At 44.0% G+C, this 16,393-nt stretch carries 17 protein-coding genes and 1 pseudogene; 17 read left to right on the forward strand and 1 reads right to left on the reverse strand.

All coding sequences use genetic code 11. The features are described 5' to 3' along the window. Positions 1 to 38: 38 nt before the first annotated feature. From uraA to DW817_RS05435, 7 genes are all read left to right on the forward strand, one after another. Positions 39 to 1,307 (forward strand): uracil permease, encoded by a 1,269-nt coding sequence (gene uraA / locus DW817_RS05410; protein WP_009016356.1) that lies wholly within the window; start codon positions 39 to 41, stop codon positions 1,305 to 1,307. Positions 1,308 to 1,414: 107 nt separating this feature from the next. Next, positions 1,415 to 2,962 (forward strand): glutamine-hydrolyzing GMP synthase, encoded by a 1,548-nt coding sequence (gene guaA, locus DW817_RS05415; RefSeq protein ID WP_009016357.1) that lies wholly within the window; start codon positions 1,415 to 1,417, stop codon positions 2,960 to 2,962. Positions 2,963 to 3,309: 347 nt separating this feature from the next. After that, positions 3,310 to 3,495, forward strand: coding sequence for a 2,5-didehydrogluconate reductase (locus DW817_RS10665; protein WP_243634073.1), 186 nt, complete (start codon positions 3,310 to 3,312; stop codon positions 3,493 to 3,495). A 189-nt stretch (positions 3,496 to 3,684) separates the two neighbouring features. Then, positions 3,685 to 3,924 carry an aldo/keto reductase gene (locus tag DW817_RS10670; protein WP_021736511.1) on the forward strand — a complete coding sequence of 80 codons (240 nt, stop codon included), beginning with the start codon at positions 3,685 to 3,687 and terminating at the stop codon, positions 3,922 to 3,924. 257 nt (positions 3,925 to 4,181) lie between these two features. After that, positions 4,182 to 5,195, forward strand: a complete 1,014-nt coding sequence (locus DW817_RS05425; RefSeq protein WP_009016359.1) for an aldo/keto reductase — start codon at positions 4,182 to 4,184, stop codon at positions 5,193 to 5,195. A gap of 631 nt (positions 5,196 to 5,826) precedes the next feature. Further along, positions 5,827 to 6,606: an ABC transporter ATP-binding protein gene (locus DW817_RS05430; protein ID WP_009016360.1), complete on the forward strand. Its 780-nt coding sequence runs from the start codon at positions 5,827 to 5,829 to the stop codon at positions 6,604 to 6,606. 4 nt (positions 6,607 to 6,610) lie between these two features. After that, entirely contained in the window at positions 6,611 to 7,408 is a 798-nt protein-coding gene (locus DW817_RS05435; protein WP_014128655.1) for an ABC transporter permease, read from the forward strand. Between the two features lie 431 nt (positions 7,409 to 7,839). Here the strand turns inward: DW817_RS05435 and DW817_RS11035 are convergent, their stop codons facing one another. After that, complete coding sequence (locus tag DW817_RS11035) at positions 7,840 to 8,055, reverse strand: transposase (protein ID WP_120111376.1); 216 nt, start codon at positions 8,053 to 8,055, stop codon at positions 7,840 to 7,842. Between the two features lie 475 nt (positions 8,056 to 8,530). Here DW817_RS11035 and DW817_RS11040 point away from each other — a divergent pair, with 475 nt between their 5' ends. The 10 genes and pseudogenes from DW817_RS11040 (at position 8,531) to DW817_RS05485 (ending at position 16,293) form a co-directional block, all read left to right on the forward strand. Next, a complete protein-coding gene (locus DW817_RS11040; RefSeq protein ID WP_367401160.1) occupies positions 8,531 to 8,734 on the forward strand; it encodes a recombinase zinc beta ribbon domain-containing protein in 204 nt (67 codons plus the stop codon). Positions 8,735 to 8,797: 63 nt separating this feature from the next. Beyond that, positions 8,798 to 9,022 (forward strand): hypothetical protein, encoded by a 225-nt coding sequence (locus tag DW817_RS10675; protein ID WP_207802102.1) that lies wholly within the window; start codon positions 8,798 to 8,800, stop codon positions 9,020 to 9,022. A gap of 220 nt (positions 9,023 to 9,242) precedes the next feature. Next, the gene (locus tag DW817_RS05450) at positions 9,243 to 9,695 is read left to right on the forward strand and encodes an Rrf2 family transcriptional regulator (protein WP_120111380.1); all 453 of its coding nucleotides are present in this window, start codon (positions 9,243 to 9,245) and stop codon (positions 9,693 to 9,695) included. 184 nt (positions 9,696 to 9,879) lie between these two features. Then, positions 9,880 to 10,903, forward strand: a pseudogene (locus DW817_RS05455) (IS30 family transposase). Between the two features lie 167 nt (positions 10,904 to 11,070). Continuing rightward, positions 11,071 to 11,685: a 4Fe-4S binding protein gene (locus tag DW817_RS05460; RefSeq protein ID WP_120111383.1), complete on the forward strand. Its 615-nt coding sequence runs from the start codon at positions 11,071 to 11,073 to the stop codon at positions 11,683 to 11,685. Next, the gene (locus DW817_RS05465; RefSeq protein WP_120111386.1) at positions 11,682 to 13,220 is read left to right on the forward strand and encodes a glycine betaine ABC transporter substrate-binding protein; all 1,539 of its coding nucleotides are present in this window, start codon (positions 11,682 to 11,684) and stop codon (positions 13,218 to 13,220) included. The genes DW817_RS05460 and DW817_RS05465 overlap by 4 nt, the downstream gene beginning before the upstream one ends. 10 nt (positions 13,221 to 13,230) lie before the next feature. After that, positions 13,231 to 14,043: an ABC transporter ATP-binding protein gene (locus DW817_RS05470; RefSeq protein ID WP_120111390.1), complete on the forward strand. Its 813-nt coding sequence runs from the start codon at positions 13,231 to 13,233 to the stop codon at positions 14,041 to 14,043. 227 nt (positions 14,044 to 14,270) lie between these two features. Then, on the forward strand, positions 14,271 to 15,044 hold the full coding sequence (locus tag DW817_RS05475; protein WP_120111394.1) for a protein-ADP-ribose hydrolase: 774 nt from the start codon (positions 14,271 to 14,273) through the stop codon (positions 15,042 to 15,044). Beyond that, complete coding sequence (locus DW817_RS05480; RefSeq protein ID WP_120111399.1) at positions 14,995 to 15,930, forward strand: Sir2 silent information regulator family NAD-dependent deacetylase; 936 nt, start codon at positions 14,995 to 14,997, stop codon at positions 15,928 to 15,930. Before DW817_RS05475 ends, DW817_RS05480 begins: the two co-directional genes overlap by 50 nt. A gap of 177 nt (positions 15,931 to 16,107) precedes the next feature. Next, on the forward strand, positions 16,108 to 16,293 hold the full coding sequence (locus DW817_RS05485; RefSeq protein ID WP_243634074.1) for a hypothetical protein: 186 nt from the start codon (positions 16,108 to 16,110) through the stop codon (positions 16,291 to 16,293). Positions 16,294 to 16,393 lie beyond the last annotated feature (100 nt).

Raw genomic sequence — 16,393 nt, forward strand, 5'->3', positions numbered from 1 at the left:
CGCAGTAACAACAAATTTGCTGAGGGGGATCAATCTTAATGAAAGAAAGACGCATTATCGAAGTCGAAGAAAAGCTGCCTATTCTTCAGACGCTGCCGCTTAGCCTGCAGCATCTATTTGCAATGTTTGGCGCCACGGTCCTTGTACCTTTCCTGCTGAATGTCGACCCATCAACGGCACTTTTTATGAACGGGGTAGGCACCTTGCTGTATCTCAGCATTTGTAAATGGCGCCTGCCAAGCTACCTGGGTTCAAGCTTTGCCTTTATTTCTCCTGTCCTTGCCGTTACGCACACGGCGGGCCTTACGTACGGGGACGCGCAGGGAGGCTTCATTGCTTTTGGGCTCTGTTTCATCCTTGTGGGCCTTCTTGTGAAGAAAATCGGGACCAAGTGGATTGATGTACTCTTTCCGCCTGCTGCCATGGGGGCCATTGTCGCCATCATCGGCCTTGAACTTGCACCGATGGCCATGAACATGGCAGGCTTTATGGATCCTGTAAAGGGCATGACGAACATCCAGGCCATGGAGATTTCGTCGGCAACGCTCATCATCACCATCCTTGCGACCCTCCTGGGGAAGGGCTTTATCGGCATCATTCCCATCCTCATCGGCGTGGTGAGCGGTTACGCCATTGCCTATGGTCTCGGCGTTGTCTCCTTTGAAAGCGTTGCGGCCGCGGCTTGGATTTCGGCTCCAACCTTTTATCGTCCCAGCTTCCATCTGAACGCCATCATGATGATCCTGCCGGCCGTCTTTGTCGTCCTTGCTGAACATTTGGGACACCTTTTTGTGACCAGCGACATTGTCGGCCGTGATCTCATCAAGGACCCAGGCCTTCACCGCTCACTCATTGCCGACGGACTTTCGAACGTGCTTTCCGGGCTTGCGGGCTCCACGCCGAACACGACTTATGGGGAAAACATGGGGGTTATGGCTATTACCGGCGTATACAGCACCTGGGTCATTGGCGGCGCTGCCATCCTCGCCATTGTCTTTTCCTTTGTAGGAAAGATTGCTGCCCTTATCCACAATATTCCCGGTCCTGTTATGGGTGGCGTCAGCATCCTTCTTTTTGGTTTCATTGCTTCGTCGGGCCTGCGCATGATGGTCGATCGCAAGGTGGATTTCACTAAACCGAAGAATCTGATTCTTTCTGCCCTGACCCTCATTTCCGGTCTTAGCGGTGCCACCATCGTCATTGGTCCTGTTCAGCTTAAGGGAATGGGCCTTGCTACGGTCGTCGCCATCCTTGCCAGCCTTGCCTTCCTGATTTTTGAAAAAATCGGCTGGGTGGAACGGGAATAAAGGACGAACTTTTTTCGCAAATGAGCGCAAAATGGGCGCATCTTTCATTGAAAATATGATAGAATTATGATATATTGTTCTGAATATAACAAATAGGGAGGAAGAACATGGAAAACTTACAGCATGAACTTGTCCTGGTCGTTGACTTTGGCGCCCAGTATGCACAGCTGATTGCGCGCCGTGTCCGTGAATGTGGCGTTTACTGCGAAATCATTCCTTATAGCTATACCATCAATCAAATCAAGGCCAAGAATCCAAAAGCCCTGATCTTCTCCGGTGGACCGAACAGTGTTTATGCTGAAAATACGCCGTCTATCGACGATGGTGTTTTCTCCTTAGGGATTCCTATCCTCGGTCTTTGCTATGGCCATCAGCTCATGGCAAAGAAACTGGGCGGCGTCGTTGCCCATGCGGGTTCTGCCGGTGAATATGGAAAGACCGCGGTTTCCCTCGATAACGAAACGCGCCTTTTCTCCGGGATCGAAAAGAACAACATCTGCTGGATGAGCCATCAGGATTATGTCGAAACCGTACCGGAAGGCTTTGTTGTGGCGGGCCATACGGAAGAATGCCCTGTTGCGGCCATGATGAACGAGGAAAAACGCTTCTACGGCGTCCAGTTTCATCCGGAAGTCATGCATACGCCCTTTGGCAAGAAAATGTTCAGCAACTTCCTCTTTGATATTTGCGGCCTTTCCGGTGACTGGTCCATGTCGAGCTTTGCCCAGACCCAGATCGAAGCCATTCGTGAAAAAGTGGGGGATAAGAATGTCCTGTGCGCCATGAGCGGCGGCGTTGATTCCTCGGTTGCTGCGGTTCTCGTCCACAAGGCCGTGGGTAAGCAACTCACCTGCGTCTTTGTTGACCATGGCCTGCTTCGTAAGAACGAAGGCGACCAAGTGGAACAAGTCTTCAAACGAGACTTTGACATGAACCTCATCCGTGTTGACGCCAAGGAACGTTTCCTGTCGAAACTCAAGGGCGTCAGCGATCCGGAAAAGAAACGCAAGATTATCGGCGAAGAATTCATTCGCGTCTTTGAAGAAGAATCCAAGAAAATCGGTCATGTCGATTACCTCGTTCAGGGCACTATCTACCCGGACGTCGTTGAATCGGGCGGCACCGGCACCAGTGCCACTATCAAGAGCCACCATAACGTCGGCGGCCTGCCGGAAGACATGGACCTTGACCTCATCGAACCACTGCGTGCGCTCTTTAAGGATGAAGTCCGTGCCGTTGGGGAAGAACTCGGCATTCCAAGTGAACTTGTTTGGCGTCAGCCCTTCCCGGGACCGGGTCTTGCCATCCGCGTCCTTGGTGAAGTCACGGAAGAAAAACTTGCCATTGTCCGCGAAGCCGATGCCATCTTCCGCGAAGAAATTGCCAAAGCCGGTCTTGACCGCAGTATCTGGCAGTACTTTGCCTGCCTGCCGAACATCCGCAGTGTTGGGGTCATGGGTGACTTCAGAACCTATACCAACACCATCGCTCTGCGCGCCGTCAACAGCACCGACGGCATGACAAGTGACTGGTCCCATATCCCCTACCATGTCCTTGATATCGTCTCCCGCCGCATCGTCAATGAAGTGCCTGGCGTCAACCGTGTCGTCTATGACATCACGAGCAAACCGCCTGCAACGATTGAGTGGGAATGAGAGAAACAAGAAGAGGAAACACCCGGCAAGTCTTTGGAGACTTGCCGGGTGTTTTTTGTTGCAAGTAAAAAAAAGAAATTCCTTGCGGTAATCCTTCTTCTTCGTGCAGGTCCTTCCCGTAGAGATCAGTACAATGCCAATTAGGCATTGCAGCTTACTTAAAATAGGTATTTAACATAGTAGAACAGATGCAATAAAATAAAATGGCTGCGAGAAGACCGATGATTATCTATGCCTCTCTTTCCTTATAGGGGAAAACCCTGATAGATTATTTGAAAAAGCAGACTTATAAGGATGATCATGACTATAGCGGAGAAGGATTGAATGAAATGAGGAATCCAAGTGGGATGAAAGGAACCTTTTCTATGGATGCCATAGAACTAAATCACCATGTACAGATGCCCTTGCTTGGAATGGGTGTTTTTCAGGTAACTGATTATGGATTGTGCAAAAGAAGCCTTCTGACCGCTTTGAACATTGGGTATCGACTGATTGATACGGCTGCCTGCTATGAAAAGGAAGGAGCAGAGTGAGAAGCCGTTAAGGAATGTGGGATTTCCAGAAAAGAAGTTTTCCTAACTTTCAAGATGTAGATTCAGGATGCAGGGTACGATAAAACCATGTGTTCTTTTGAAAAGACCTTAAAGAATCTTCAGAGGGACTATCTCAATCTCTACCTGATTTATATGCCATATAGGGATTGCTATGGAAGCTGACGAGCCATGGAGGAACTGTATCAAGCTGGTAAGATCAAGGCCATAGGAGTCTGCAACTTTATGCCAGACAGGCTTGTAGATTTGGTCATAAGCAATGAGATTGTTCCGGCCGTCAATCAAGTTGAGCTTCAGCTTTTTTCCCAGCAGGAGGAATTACAGCGTGTCATGGATCAGTACCATAACTGCCCCGTGGCTTGGACTTTTTTGCAGAGGGACATGCTGGCTTTTTTCAGCCTCCTGTTTTAGCTGGAATTGGTCCAAAGTATGGGAAAAAGACGGCTCAAGTCATCCTGCGATGGCTTTTCCAAAGCCGTATCGTTGATATTCCTAGATTGGTCCATGCTGAACGAATCTACCAAAATTTTCGTACGAACGATTTCATGCTTTTTAATAAAGATATGGCAGAAATTACTGGAGGTCCCATTCTGATTTTGGATGTCCATAGTCTGAAAGAGATATATCGGCCCACAAGATCAAACTTGAGCAATAAGGAGGCAAACGAAATGGAGTATACAAAATTAGGAACAACGGATATTGAAGTGTCTAAACTATGCGTTGGCTGTATGAGCTTTGGCAAGGCAGGAACCATGCATGACTGGACGCTGGATAAACAGCAGAGTGAAGCTGTGATTCGGCATGCCTTGGACTTAGGCATTAATTTTTTTGATACAGCCAATGGTTATTCTGCTGGAACAAGTGAAGAATATTTGGGGCGTGCGATAAAACATAATATTGCTAGGAATAAAGTCGTAATCGCTTCTAAGGTGTACTTTAATGAGGGCCGGTTATCGCGGAAGGCCATTATGCGAGAAATCGAAGGTAGTCTCAAACGATTGGGAACAGATTATCTCGACTTATATATCATCCATCGCTTTGATTATGAAACACCCATTGAAGAAACCATGGAGGCGTTGCATGAGTTGGTCAGAGCTGGTAAAGTGCGCGCTTTAGGCGCTTCGGCTATGTACGGATACCAGTTCTATCATATGCAGATGGCAGCAAAAGAGCATGGGTGGACGCCCTTTTCTGTCATGGAGAACCATTACAACCTGATTTACCGTGAAGATGAGCGAGAGCTGATTCCTATTTGCAAACAAATGAATGTTTCCTTGATGCCATACAGCCCGCTGGCCTCAGGTCATCTGACAAGAGCAAAGTGGTCATCTGGGTCTCTTAGGGGGCGAACGGATAAGGTGGCTGCTGGGAAATATGATCGTATGAAGGAGCAGGATGTCAAAATAATTAAAAGGGTACAGGAGCTTTCTGAGCGCCACCACTATACAATGGCTCAGATAGCGCTTGCCTGGCAGTGGGCAAAGGGTGTTTCGTCTCCCATTATTGGAGCAACGAAAGCACATTATTTAGATGACGCGTCTGCTGCGCTGAAGGTAAAGCTTTCCCCTCAGGAGATTGATTATCTGGAAGAAAATTATGTGCCTCATCCCATTGTGGGGGCAGTTGATAGAAATCCAAAACCAGGTGTTATGCTGCTGGATGTGAAGCATTCGTTATGTTAAGAAATGAAGGAGCTTTCAAGTGATGATGACTTGGAAGCTTCTTTATTTTCTGGAGGAGGCTCTCATATAAAAGTGAAGTTTTAAAGAGAATTACCGTCTTGACCTCGTTTATAGTTTCTATTTTCTTTAGGTACAATGCAGGAAGCCGCATACCGTCTGCGCTGGATCAGATGACGTCGAATCTTTCCCCTCAGGACCCGATTCCTTCGAAATGGATTCGCAAGCTTCCCATGTGTGAGGAGAGAAAGGAATGGAATCGTGACAGGGGGTACGTGAGACGCTGAATGATTTACTGAGCCTACGGCTCAAAAATTTGTGCAGAAAGCGTTTGCATAAGATAACGATAGGAGCCGGTGGAGCAAAGCGGGACAAGGGGACGCAAATCCCTTTTTTCCTTTTTAATAAAATATGCCCTTTTAGCCAAAGCCGCCTTTTTATCGTTGAAGTTCTCTTCCTAATAGGGCGCTTACCGGTTTGGCGCTGGACATCCAGTCTTTGGCATCACAGCCTCCTTCTCCTTTTTTGTTTAAGCTACTTCTTAAAAAAGTCCTTGCAATATACCTTATGGGGGTATATAATAAATCTCGTAATAAAATACCCATAAGGGGTATATAAAGAAAGGACGATAGGTATGAAAGAGACTGTTTTGCAGGTGGAAAACCTGCAGAAAGATTTTAAGGCAAAGTCGGGCGTCATCCACGCCGTAAAACATGTTTCCTTCCAAGTGGAAAAAGGCGAGATCTTTGGTTTCTTAGGTGCTAACGGCGCCGGTAAGTCGACGACCATCAACATGGTGACGACACAGCTGCTTCCTACGGGCGGTAAGATTCTCTATGATGGAAAGGATCTTACGGGTGATGTGGCTGCCATTCGCCGTAAGATTGGTGTGGTCGCTCAGCATAACAACCTGGAGCGGCAGCTCACGGCAGAGGAGAACCTCTATTATCACGGTCGTTATTTTGGCATGGACCCTAAGGTCATCCGTGAGCGTTCGGAAGCGCTGCTGCGGAAGTTTGGTCTATGGGAACGCCGTAAGGACTTTGTTCGTTCCTATTCAGGCGGCATGGCGCAGCGTCTCAAGATTGCGCGGGCCATGCTCCACAATCCGGAAGTTCTCTTCCTCGATGAGCCGACAACAGGCCTTGACCCAAACTATCGCAAGATTCTTTGGGACCAGATGCTTAAGATGAATCGAGAAGGGACGACCATTTTCCTCACAACCCATTATATGGAAGAAGTTGAGTCCTTCTGTGACCATGTCGCTATCATGAAGCAGGGTGAGCTTCTTGCTTATGGGACTGTGGAAGATCTTGAAAAACAAACGGGGACCCGTTCCCTCAATGATGTATTCCTGACCCTCACAGACCGTGACGGCGTCGATGATCGGCAAACTGCCAATAGGGAGGCGTAAACTGATGAGTACTTCAAATCATGAAACAAAAACGGCCTTTTGGGCCATGGTGTCCCGGGACCTTTTGGTTCAGTGGCGGGATCATAATGAATTCATCTTTCGGGTGGCCATGCTGCCCTTGATTCTCATTGTTGTCTATGGCTTTATGCTGCCGACGGTGGGCCTTTTGCCTGCGGAATTTCCGACCCATATGTTCTGCGGTATGATTGGTATGAGCATGCTCATTACGGGTATTCACGGAACGGCTGTACCGATTTCCATGGATTTCCATAACCTCCGCGAAATTGAAGACCGACTCCTGGCGCCTGTATCAAGCCGCACTGTTGCTTATGCCAAGATGACTGTCGGCGTCCTTGAATCCTTTGTGGGGGGCCTTATCGTTCTTCCCATTTCACTGATCTTTATGGGCCACGCCATTTCTATCGACCTTTCCCCGGAGCGACTGCCTCTCCTTGTTCTGGTCCTTCTTCTCACGGCGTTTGCTTCTGCTGCTATGGGACTCCTTGTGGGGACCATCATCAAACCCTCCCAGATTGCCGCCATGTTCCCCGGTTTTCTCATGCCTGTTGTTTTTTTGGGAAGCATCTTTTATACCTGGCACCAGCTAGCGCCCCTTCCTGTCATGCAGGCTATAACGCTCATCGATCCCTTGACCTGGATCAATGAAGCCATTCGCGCCGTCATGACGCCCCAAATCTACAGTCTGCCCCTGTGGGGAACACTCCTTGGCATGGTGATTTGGATCCTTTTTATGGGACGAGTGGCTTTTAAGCGGTTTGATCGGATGGTGTATCGTCATTGATTTGTTTCTTGGAGCACAAATCGTTCCGATTCTCCGGAAGAACGTACCTTCATTGCTTAATTCCTTAATTCCTTAATTCCTTAATTTAAGGATGCGATGGGGGCATGCCGATTCGTGGATGTTTCGTTTCTGGTGGGGGAATAGCCTGCGCCTGGGCGATCCCCCTCCTAACCATGTGTCGTCATCTCCCTCGCCCAGCTCATTAAAGCAGACGCTTTTTGCAATCTTCGGCCCATATGGGCCCATCTACTTTGTCGCCCACACTCCTAACCTCCTAGACGTACATAAACCGTACGCCGTCGTCGGTGGAAGCGAGGGCTCCTCGTATCTGGAACCCATCTGAACCGAATTCGCAAAAAGCAAATGGAGTAAAAGACCTAACGGCGACGGTTCGATGCACAAGCATCGAACGTAAAGAAAAAAGAGGGTCTTCACGTATTTTTGGGGGATGCCAAATTATACGTAGGTGACAGGTACCGAATCAAGGTAAAAAAGTATCTGTCGTTCTTGTACCCATATGCATTCCGTTTGGCACCCTTGATCTTGTTGCTGTACCCTTCCAATCGGCCTGTGTTAATAGGGCATTTGGCGTGGTTTGCCAGACCGTCGATTCGCTTTTTCTTCAGCTTGGCGAATCGTGTTCCAATGGATGCCCGTTATCTTCTGCACTCCGGCAATCGTAAGACCCTGGCGAGGAGCGATGGAATCTACACAGAGGCCCGTTTGGTGATTCTCGTTCCAGGACATCTGTACGGATTGAGTTCTGTAACCGTTTCCTGACAGCAAGGACACCGGAAGCGGTGTCCCTCGAAGAGGACAGTGCACCGGGCATTCGGCTGCATAGGCACCGTCCTTAGGCGGGTTCGGTACGTGCCATAGACATGCATCGGCTCTTCGCAGCAAGGACAGAGAAAATCGGTATGACGTTTCTGGCTGGTGACCACCCATGCTGTGGAATCATCTAAAGGGTCTTCGGGGAGCCAAACAAGGTAATCGGGGTCTTGACATAACAGGTCTGCTTGAATAATGTACTAAATAGAGGACATCTCAATTCTCCTTTATTTTGGTTTGGTCACCTTATATTTGGAGAATTTGATGTCCTTTTTCAATATCCATTTGTTTATGACCCCACAAATTTCCGTGAAGAATCAAAAGAAAAGAGTCTATTCCAGTAAATATGCACTTTCCAGTATTTGCACCTGCACCAAGTGTGGTGATATTTACGGACGAATTGCTTGGAACAACAGAGGAAAGAAATCCACGGTGTGGAGATGTTGCACTAGGGTGGAGAATGGACCGTCAGCTTGCGATGCACCAACCGTGTAGGAGTCAGAACTGCAAGAGGTAACGGTAAAAACAATCAATCAGTTACTGAGTTGTTCGGACAGCATGATGCAGATCCTAAGGAATAATATACAAACGGCACTTGCAGATGATAATTCCAGGGAGATAGATAGACTGAATATTGTTTTAAAGGAAAAGCAGAAGGAACTGGTAAAGCTTGCCCATGCTAAGAAAGATTACACGGCACTTGCGGATGAGATAGATATTCTTCGGGACAAAAAGCAAGAACTACTGGTAAAAAGGGCAGAGACGGAGGGTGTGAAAAAATGAGTAGCCGAGTTGACTGATTTCCTTCAGGATACAATACAGGAACAAATGGAATACGATGAGAGCATGGTCAGAAAGTATATCGAGCAGATAAAGGTGTACGAGGACAAGTTTGTGGTCTGCTTTAAGGCAAAGGTGGAGATTGTAATTACAAGGTGAGATGTAATACTTGATATTACAGGAAAACTGATGTATACTTAGATGAAACAAGGAGGGTTACATCATGCAAATATCAAGCAGATTTACAATAGCAATTCATATATTAACGGCGATTGATACATTTCAAAATGACTATAAGGTTACCAGCGATTTTCTTGCAGGAAGTATTAATGTAAACCCAGTCATTATTCGAAGAACGATGCAATCATTAAAAGGAGCAGATCTGATTGAAGTAAAACGCGGAACTGGTGGCATGGAGATTGCCAAGCCGATGAGTGAGATTACGCTTCTGGACATCTTCAATGCAGTAGAGCCATTGGAAGATGGACAGCTGTTCCATTTCCACGAGAATCCAAATACAGAATGTCCGGTAGGAAGAAATATTCATGCAGGGCTGGATGATAAATTGTTTTCCATTCAAGCTGCAATGGAAGATAAGATGAGATCCATCACATTAGAAGATGTAGTGAGAGATACACAGGCTTTTATCAATAAAGAAAAACAAGAGAAATCATAATAAGTCCGTAGAGATTGTGAAAGTGCAATTTCTACGGACTTTTTTGAGTTCAAAAAATTTGGCTAATTGTAAAACGAAGTTGGACACCCCTAAAGGGTCCTTTTTGGGAATATAAAAAGGCCCACAATGAAGCATCCTCTGTTAGAATCTAGCTACCAGACCAAATCCTAGGAGGAATGACACTATGGGCATCGCATATTCTACCACAAATGGGCACAAAAAGGGAAAACATCTTTCGTACGAGGATCGGATGCTCATCCAAATTCGCCTGAAAGATGGGTATTCCTTAAGAGCCATTGCCAGAGAGCTTACCTGTTCTCCAACTACTATATCCAATGAAATCAAGCGCGGATCCACACTGCTTTATAACGGCACCAAAAGACGGTATAAAGCCTCCAGGGGGCAGAAGGTCTACGAAGAGAACAGAAAGGCCTCCTGCCATCATTACAGCTACCTTGATAAGAAGGCTTTCATCGAGCTTGTTGAAAAGAAGTTCTTTTCCACAGGGGGGTTCCTTGATGTCTGCGCGGGCAATGCTCTCATAGCGGGAGACTTTACCCGGAATCAGGTGGTTTGCACAAAGACGCTGTACAACTATGTAGACATGGGGCCCTTGAATATCAGGAACCACAATCTGTCCATGAAACTGCGCAGAAAAACGAAGAAACATCTGCTTCGTCTGAACAAGTGAAAACTTGGCCGGAGTATTGAAGAAAGGCCTAAAGAAGTCGAGGAACGAAAGGAATTCAGCCATTGGGAATGCAATCTAGTTATTGGCGCAAAGCCCGGCCAAGATGAGGCCCTTCTTACTCTTTTGGAGCGTAAGACCAGGGAGTTCATGATTGTTAAGCTGCCAGACAAATCCGCTAAAAGCGTTATGGCTGCCTTCGAAACGCTCTTGGATGAAATACAGCGAACACTTCGGAGCGGTCTTCATAACAATTACGACGGACAATGGTTCAGAGTTTGCGACCTTTCAAATCTTGAAAAGGCTGCAGAGACCCTCTATACTATGCGCATCCCTACACCTCGTGCGATAAAGGCCCCGTAGAACGCCGCAACGGGCTTATCCGGCGTTTTATCCCTAAAGGGAAGCGGATTCAGAAGACGTCTTAGAAATTAAGCTGTGGTGCAACAGCCTTCCTCGAAAGATTCTCGGCTGCCATAGTCTAGAGGAGATATTTTCAGAGGAACTAGATAAAATCTAAAGTCTGGGTGCGGCTTAAGTAGAGCTAGAAAAGTGTCCAACTTGTTATTGCAATTTAGCGTTCAAAAAATTTCGAAAAAGTGTTGATGTAACTATTGACGTTACAACTAAGGTATGATATAAATATAATCATAAAAGTTACAATAAACAAAGAGCGGAGGACATGATATGAATATTCAGGATTGCTTACAGCTTTTAAGAGAAATCAAGGATGTTGCTTTTGCTACAGTGGATGAAAAAGGATTCCCACAGGTAAGAATTATTGATGTGATGATTGTTGAAAATGAAAAGTTGTATTTTTGTACAGCAAGAGGCAAGGATTTTTACAAACAGATTACATCGACAGGAAGAGTGGCCATTACGGGATTAAATAAGAGTTGGCAGACTGTTAGAGTCATGGGAAAGGTCGTAAAGCTTGAGGAACAGAAGAAATGGATCGACCGCATTTTTGATGAAAATGTATCAATGAATAATGTTTATCCAGGAGAGAGTCGTTATATATTAGAAGCATTTTGCGTTTATCCAAAAGAAATAGAATTCTTTGATTTGGGGAAAGAGCCGATTAATAGAGAACGGATCGTAACAGAGCAAGTAGTTTTAAAAGAATATGGTTTCATGATTACAGATGACTGTATCGGCTGTGGCAAGTGTGCCATAAACTGTCCGCAGCAATGTGTAAGTGAAGGAATGCCTTATTTAATTGCACAGAATCATTGTCTGCATTGCGGATTGTGCTACGAAAATTGTCCTGTGCAGGCGATTGAAAGGAGACAAGAAAGATGATAAATGAAATGTGGTCTTTATTTTTACAAAGAAAGGAATTTTTTTTTGAGTTGCTTGCAGAACATTTAAAAATATCGGCAGTTGCAATTTTGATTGCAATTGTATTTGGAGGACTGGTAGGAATACTAATCAGTGAATATCAGAAGTCTGCAAAGTCAACTCTGGGTGTAATCAATTTTTTATATACAATTCCATCAATTTCTATGTTGGGATTCCTTATTCCGTTTTCTGGTGTAGGAAATGCGACTGCAATCATTGCACTGACTATATATTCACTTCTTCCGATGGTTAGAAATACATATACCGGAATCAGTAATGTAGATCCTGCAATACTGGAAGCTGCAAAAGGTATGGGCAGTACTGAAAGACAAATATTATTAAAAATAAAACTTCCTCTTGCAATGCCGGTAATTATGACAGGTATTAGAAGTATGGTTACCATGACCATTGCACTTACAGGAATTGCTTCTTTCATCGGTGCGGGTGGACTTGGTGTAGCAATTTATCGTGGTATTACAACAAATAATGCGGAGATGACAATGGTAGGAAGTTTGCTTATCGCTATCTTGGCATTAGTTGTCGACTTTGCACTTGGATTTGTCGAAAAACGCATTCAGATCCGAAAAGAGAAGGCAAAGCGTACAAATAAGATTGGCGGTATCGTAGCTTTATTCCTTGTTGTTGCTATAGTAATTGGCAGTATGTGGAATGTAAATTCAAATAATACGATTAAGGTTGCAACAAAGCCAATGACTGAACAATATATTATTGGCGAAATGCTGGAACTCTTGATTGAACAGGATACAGATTTAGAGGTTGAATTGACACAAGGTGTTGGCGGTGGAACTTCAAATATTCAGCCAGCTATGGAAAGTGGTGAATTCGACATATATCCGGAGTATACCGGAACAGCATGGAATATGGTATTGAAAGAAGAAGGATTGTACACCGAAGATATGTTTAAAATTTTACAAGAGAGATATCAGAATGATTATGATATGGAATGGATTGGCATGTATGGATTTAATAATACCTATGGTATTGTGGTTCGAAGCGAAATTGCAGAAAAATATAATCTAAAAACTTATTCAGACTTAAGAACTTGTGCAAATGAACTCACTTTCGGAGCGGAATATGATTTCTTTGAAAGAGAAGACGGATATGATGCACTATGTAAGACATATGGATTCAAATTTGGCAAAACTATGGATATGGATATTGGTCTTAAATACCAGGCATTAAAACAAAACAAGATTGATGCCATGGTTATTTTCACAACAGATGGTCAGCTTGCAAAATCTGATGTTGTAGTTTTGGAAGATGACAAACAGTTCTATCCTTCTTATCTTTGTGGAAACGTAATTCGAGGAGAAGTTTTGCGTAATCACCCTGAACTTAATGATGTGTTTACTAAGCTAACCGGAATCATTACAGACAGTGATATGGCGCAGATGAATTATGAAGTAGAAACAGAAGGAAAAGAACCTCGAGATGTGGCCAGAGCTTATTTGGAAGCAAAAGGTTTGTTGAATTAGGAGGCTTAACATGGAAGAGATAATTGAATTCAAAAATATAAAAAAGGCATATGGGGAGAAAGTTGTCATGGAAAACTTCAATCTCACAATAAAAAAAGGTGAGTTTATCACAATTATAGGCTCATCCGGTGGTGGCAAAACAACAATAATGAAGATGGTAAATGGTTTGATCACTCCTACATTCGGTGATGTTTTTGTGGAAGGGAAGAATATCAAAGAACTAAATCAGAATGAGCTTAGAAGAAATATAGGTTATGCGATTCAAGGCAGTGTTCTTTTTCCGCATATGACAGTAGAAGAGAATATTTCTTATGTTCCCAATTTACTCAATAAACGTGATAAAGAAAGAACAAGGAGAGCAGTTGCTAAGTGGATGAAAATTGTCGATCTCGATGAAGATATGCTGCATCGTTATCCTGCAGAACTTTCAGGAGGTCAGCAACAAAGAGTTGGCATTGCGAGAGCATTGGCTGCATCGCCTGAAATATTACTTATGGATGAACCGTTTGGCGCAGTGGATGAGCTTACAAGAGCGTCTTTGCAGGATGAAATATCTCGTATTCATAAAGAAACGGGAATTACAGTGCTATTTGTAACACATGATATTACAGAGGCATTAAAACTCGGAACCAGGGTTTTAGTAATAGATAAAGGTGAAGTCCAGCAATTTGATACGCCTGATGAACTTCTAAAAAATCCTAAAAATGATTTTGTAAAAAAACTTGTAGAAAAAGAAAGACGAAGATGCTCTCTTCCCGATGATAAATTGGGTGATTGTGAATTTAGTGGTGTATGCAGGAATGCATACAGGTCGATGGAATGAAATCTAAAGTTGGTTAAGCCAGCTGAAATAATAAAAGATATCCATCTCTCAAATCTGAAATAGTGAGAGAAAATATGTGTAAAAAAATGAGAGCGATTGTTGTTAATGCTCCGCGTGGCCCTGAGGTATTGCAATTAAAGAACGTTGATAGACAGATGGAGTCAAATCATATCATAGGGAAAAATATTGTCATTTTGCAATAGACTATAGATAGGAGGTACAACCATATGACACAAAATGAAAGAAGAGAATATTTGATCAAATACTTATTAAAAGAAAGCAACCAATATGCCAATATGGAAGTTCCTGCTACTGAGGATGAGAAGAAACAGCTTTTAAGAGCACTTTTTAATGTCCGTATGCCAAAGGAAGCATCAGAAAAGTTTATCCGTATTCAGGATGAGTATCTGATTGAAGAAAATAAAGAAAAGGGAATTACAGATTATAAAGATTTGATGCCAATAAAGAATGGTATTTACCTTTGGCAAGGAGATATCAGTTCTTTGAAGGTTGGAGCTATCGTCAATGCAGCTAATTCACAAATGCTTGGATGCTTTAGACCGAATCACAATTGTATTGATAACTGCATTCATACTTTTGCCGGCATTCAGCTTCGAAAGGCCTGTGATGACATCATGAAAAGACAAGGTCACGAGGAAGAAACTGGAAAGGCAAAGATTACACCGGCATATAATCTTCCTGCAGATTATGTCATTCATACAGTAGGACCAATCGTACAAGACAGACTTACAAAAAGACATGAAGAGCTTCTTGCATCATGCTACAAGTCAAGTCTTAAGTTGGCAGAAGAAAATGGTGTGAAGTCTATCGCCTTTTGTTGCATCTCTACAGGCGTGTTTATGTTTCCAAACAGAAGAGCTGCGGAGATAGCAATCGACACGGTAAGAAAACATAAGAAAAATACAGGAAGTGAAATAGAGGTGATATTTAATGTTTTCAAAGAACAAGATCTACAAATCTATCGAGAATTACTCGGATAATATAAAGAAACTAAAAGAAGAAATCAAAAATGCAGATGCTATTGTCATTGGTGCTGGAGCAGGACTTTCAACGGCAGCAGGTTATACATATAACGGAGACCGTTTTGATAAATACTTCTCTGATTTTAAAGAGAAGTACGGAATACAAGATATGTATAGCGGAGGATTCTATCCATACCCCAATATGGAAACTTTCTGGGGATTTTGGGCGAGAAATATATATGTGAATCGTTATGATCAGCCGGAAAGCGAAGTCTATAAAAATCTTCTGAAACTGGTTTACGATAAAGATTATTTCGTCATTACAACGAACGTAGATCATCAGTTCCAGCTTGCGGGTTTTGATAAAAAAAGACTGTTCTATATGCAAGGTGATTATGGACTTTGGCAATGCGGTAGGCCATGCCATCAAGTAACCTATGACAATGAAGCGCAGGTAAGAGAAATGCTTGTAGCGACAGGTTTCCTTATCGAAAAAGAAGGGAAATATGAAATCGACTTTGATAATAGGGAAAATTGGAAGATGGTAATTCCATCAGAATTAATTCCGTATTGCCATGATTGTGATGAGCCTATGAATATGAATCTTCGTTGTGATGATACCTTTGTGCAGGATGATGGATGGTATGCAGCAAAGACTAGATACGATGAATTCATCAAAATATGCGAGAACAGTAAAATTCTTTATCTTGAACTTGGAGTAGGAGCAAATACCCCGATTTGGATTAAATACCCTTTTTGGAAGATGACAAATGCCAATCCAAAAGCTACCTACGCTTGCCTTAACTTTGGCGAGGCGTATGCACCTGCAGAAATAAAAAATCGTTCTATTTGTATGGATGAAGATATTGCTGAAACAATAAAATCAATATGGGAGGAAAGATAACAGGGATGAATCCCCTGTTGTTTTCATGTTATACTTTTTAGCAATAGATTCGACCTATTGTTAAAAGGTTCGTGGATATGTTCCCTTGTACGAACAGGATTATCTGACGTACTTAGTGAGCACTCGTTTCAGGCCGAACTCATCCGTGGTTTCCCCCAAGCGGCAGCGCCTGTTGCCATGGCTATTTATTCGGGCATTTTCAACGTGGGGATTGCAAGCGGCACCTGGCTTGGTGGACACCTTGTTTCAAGGGACCTGCTGTCCTACATCGGCTTTGCCGGTGCCGTCCTTGCTGTGGGTGCGACCCTTGTTGCCCTGTGCTTTTACGTGCCGAAAATAAAAGCAGGAAGCGGGCAACCTTAACTTCATCATAGAACCCGGAGCAGGGGAGACGCCTTGCCTCGGGATTTTTGGGTTCTTTGTCAAATTTTGGGGTGCTAAAGTGTCTATGCACTCCTGGAGA

This window comes from Acidaminococcus sp. AM33-14BH (assembly GCF_003603525.1).
Lineage (GTDB): Bacteria > Bacillota > Negativicutes > Acidaminococcales > Acidaminococcaceae > Acidaminococcus > Acidaminococcus intestini.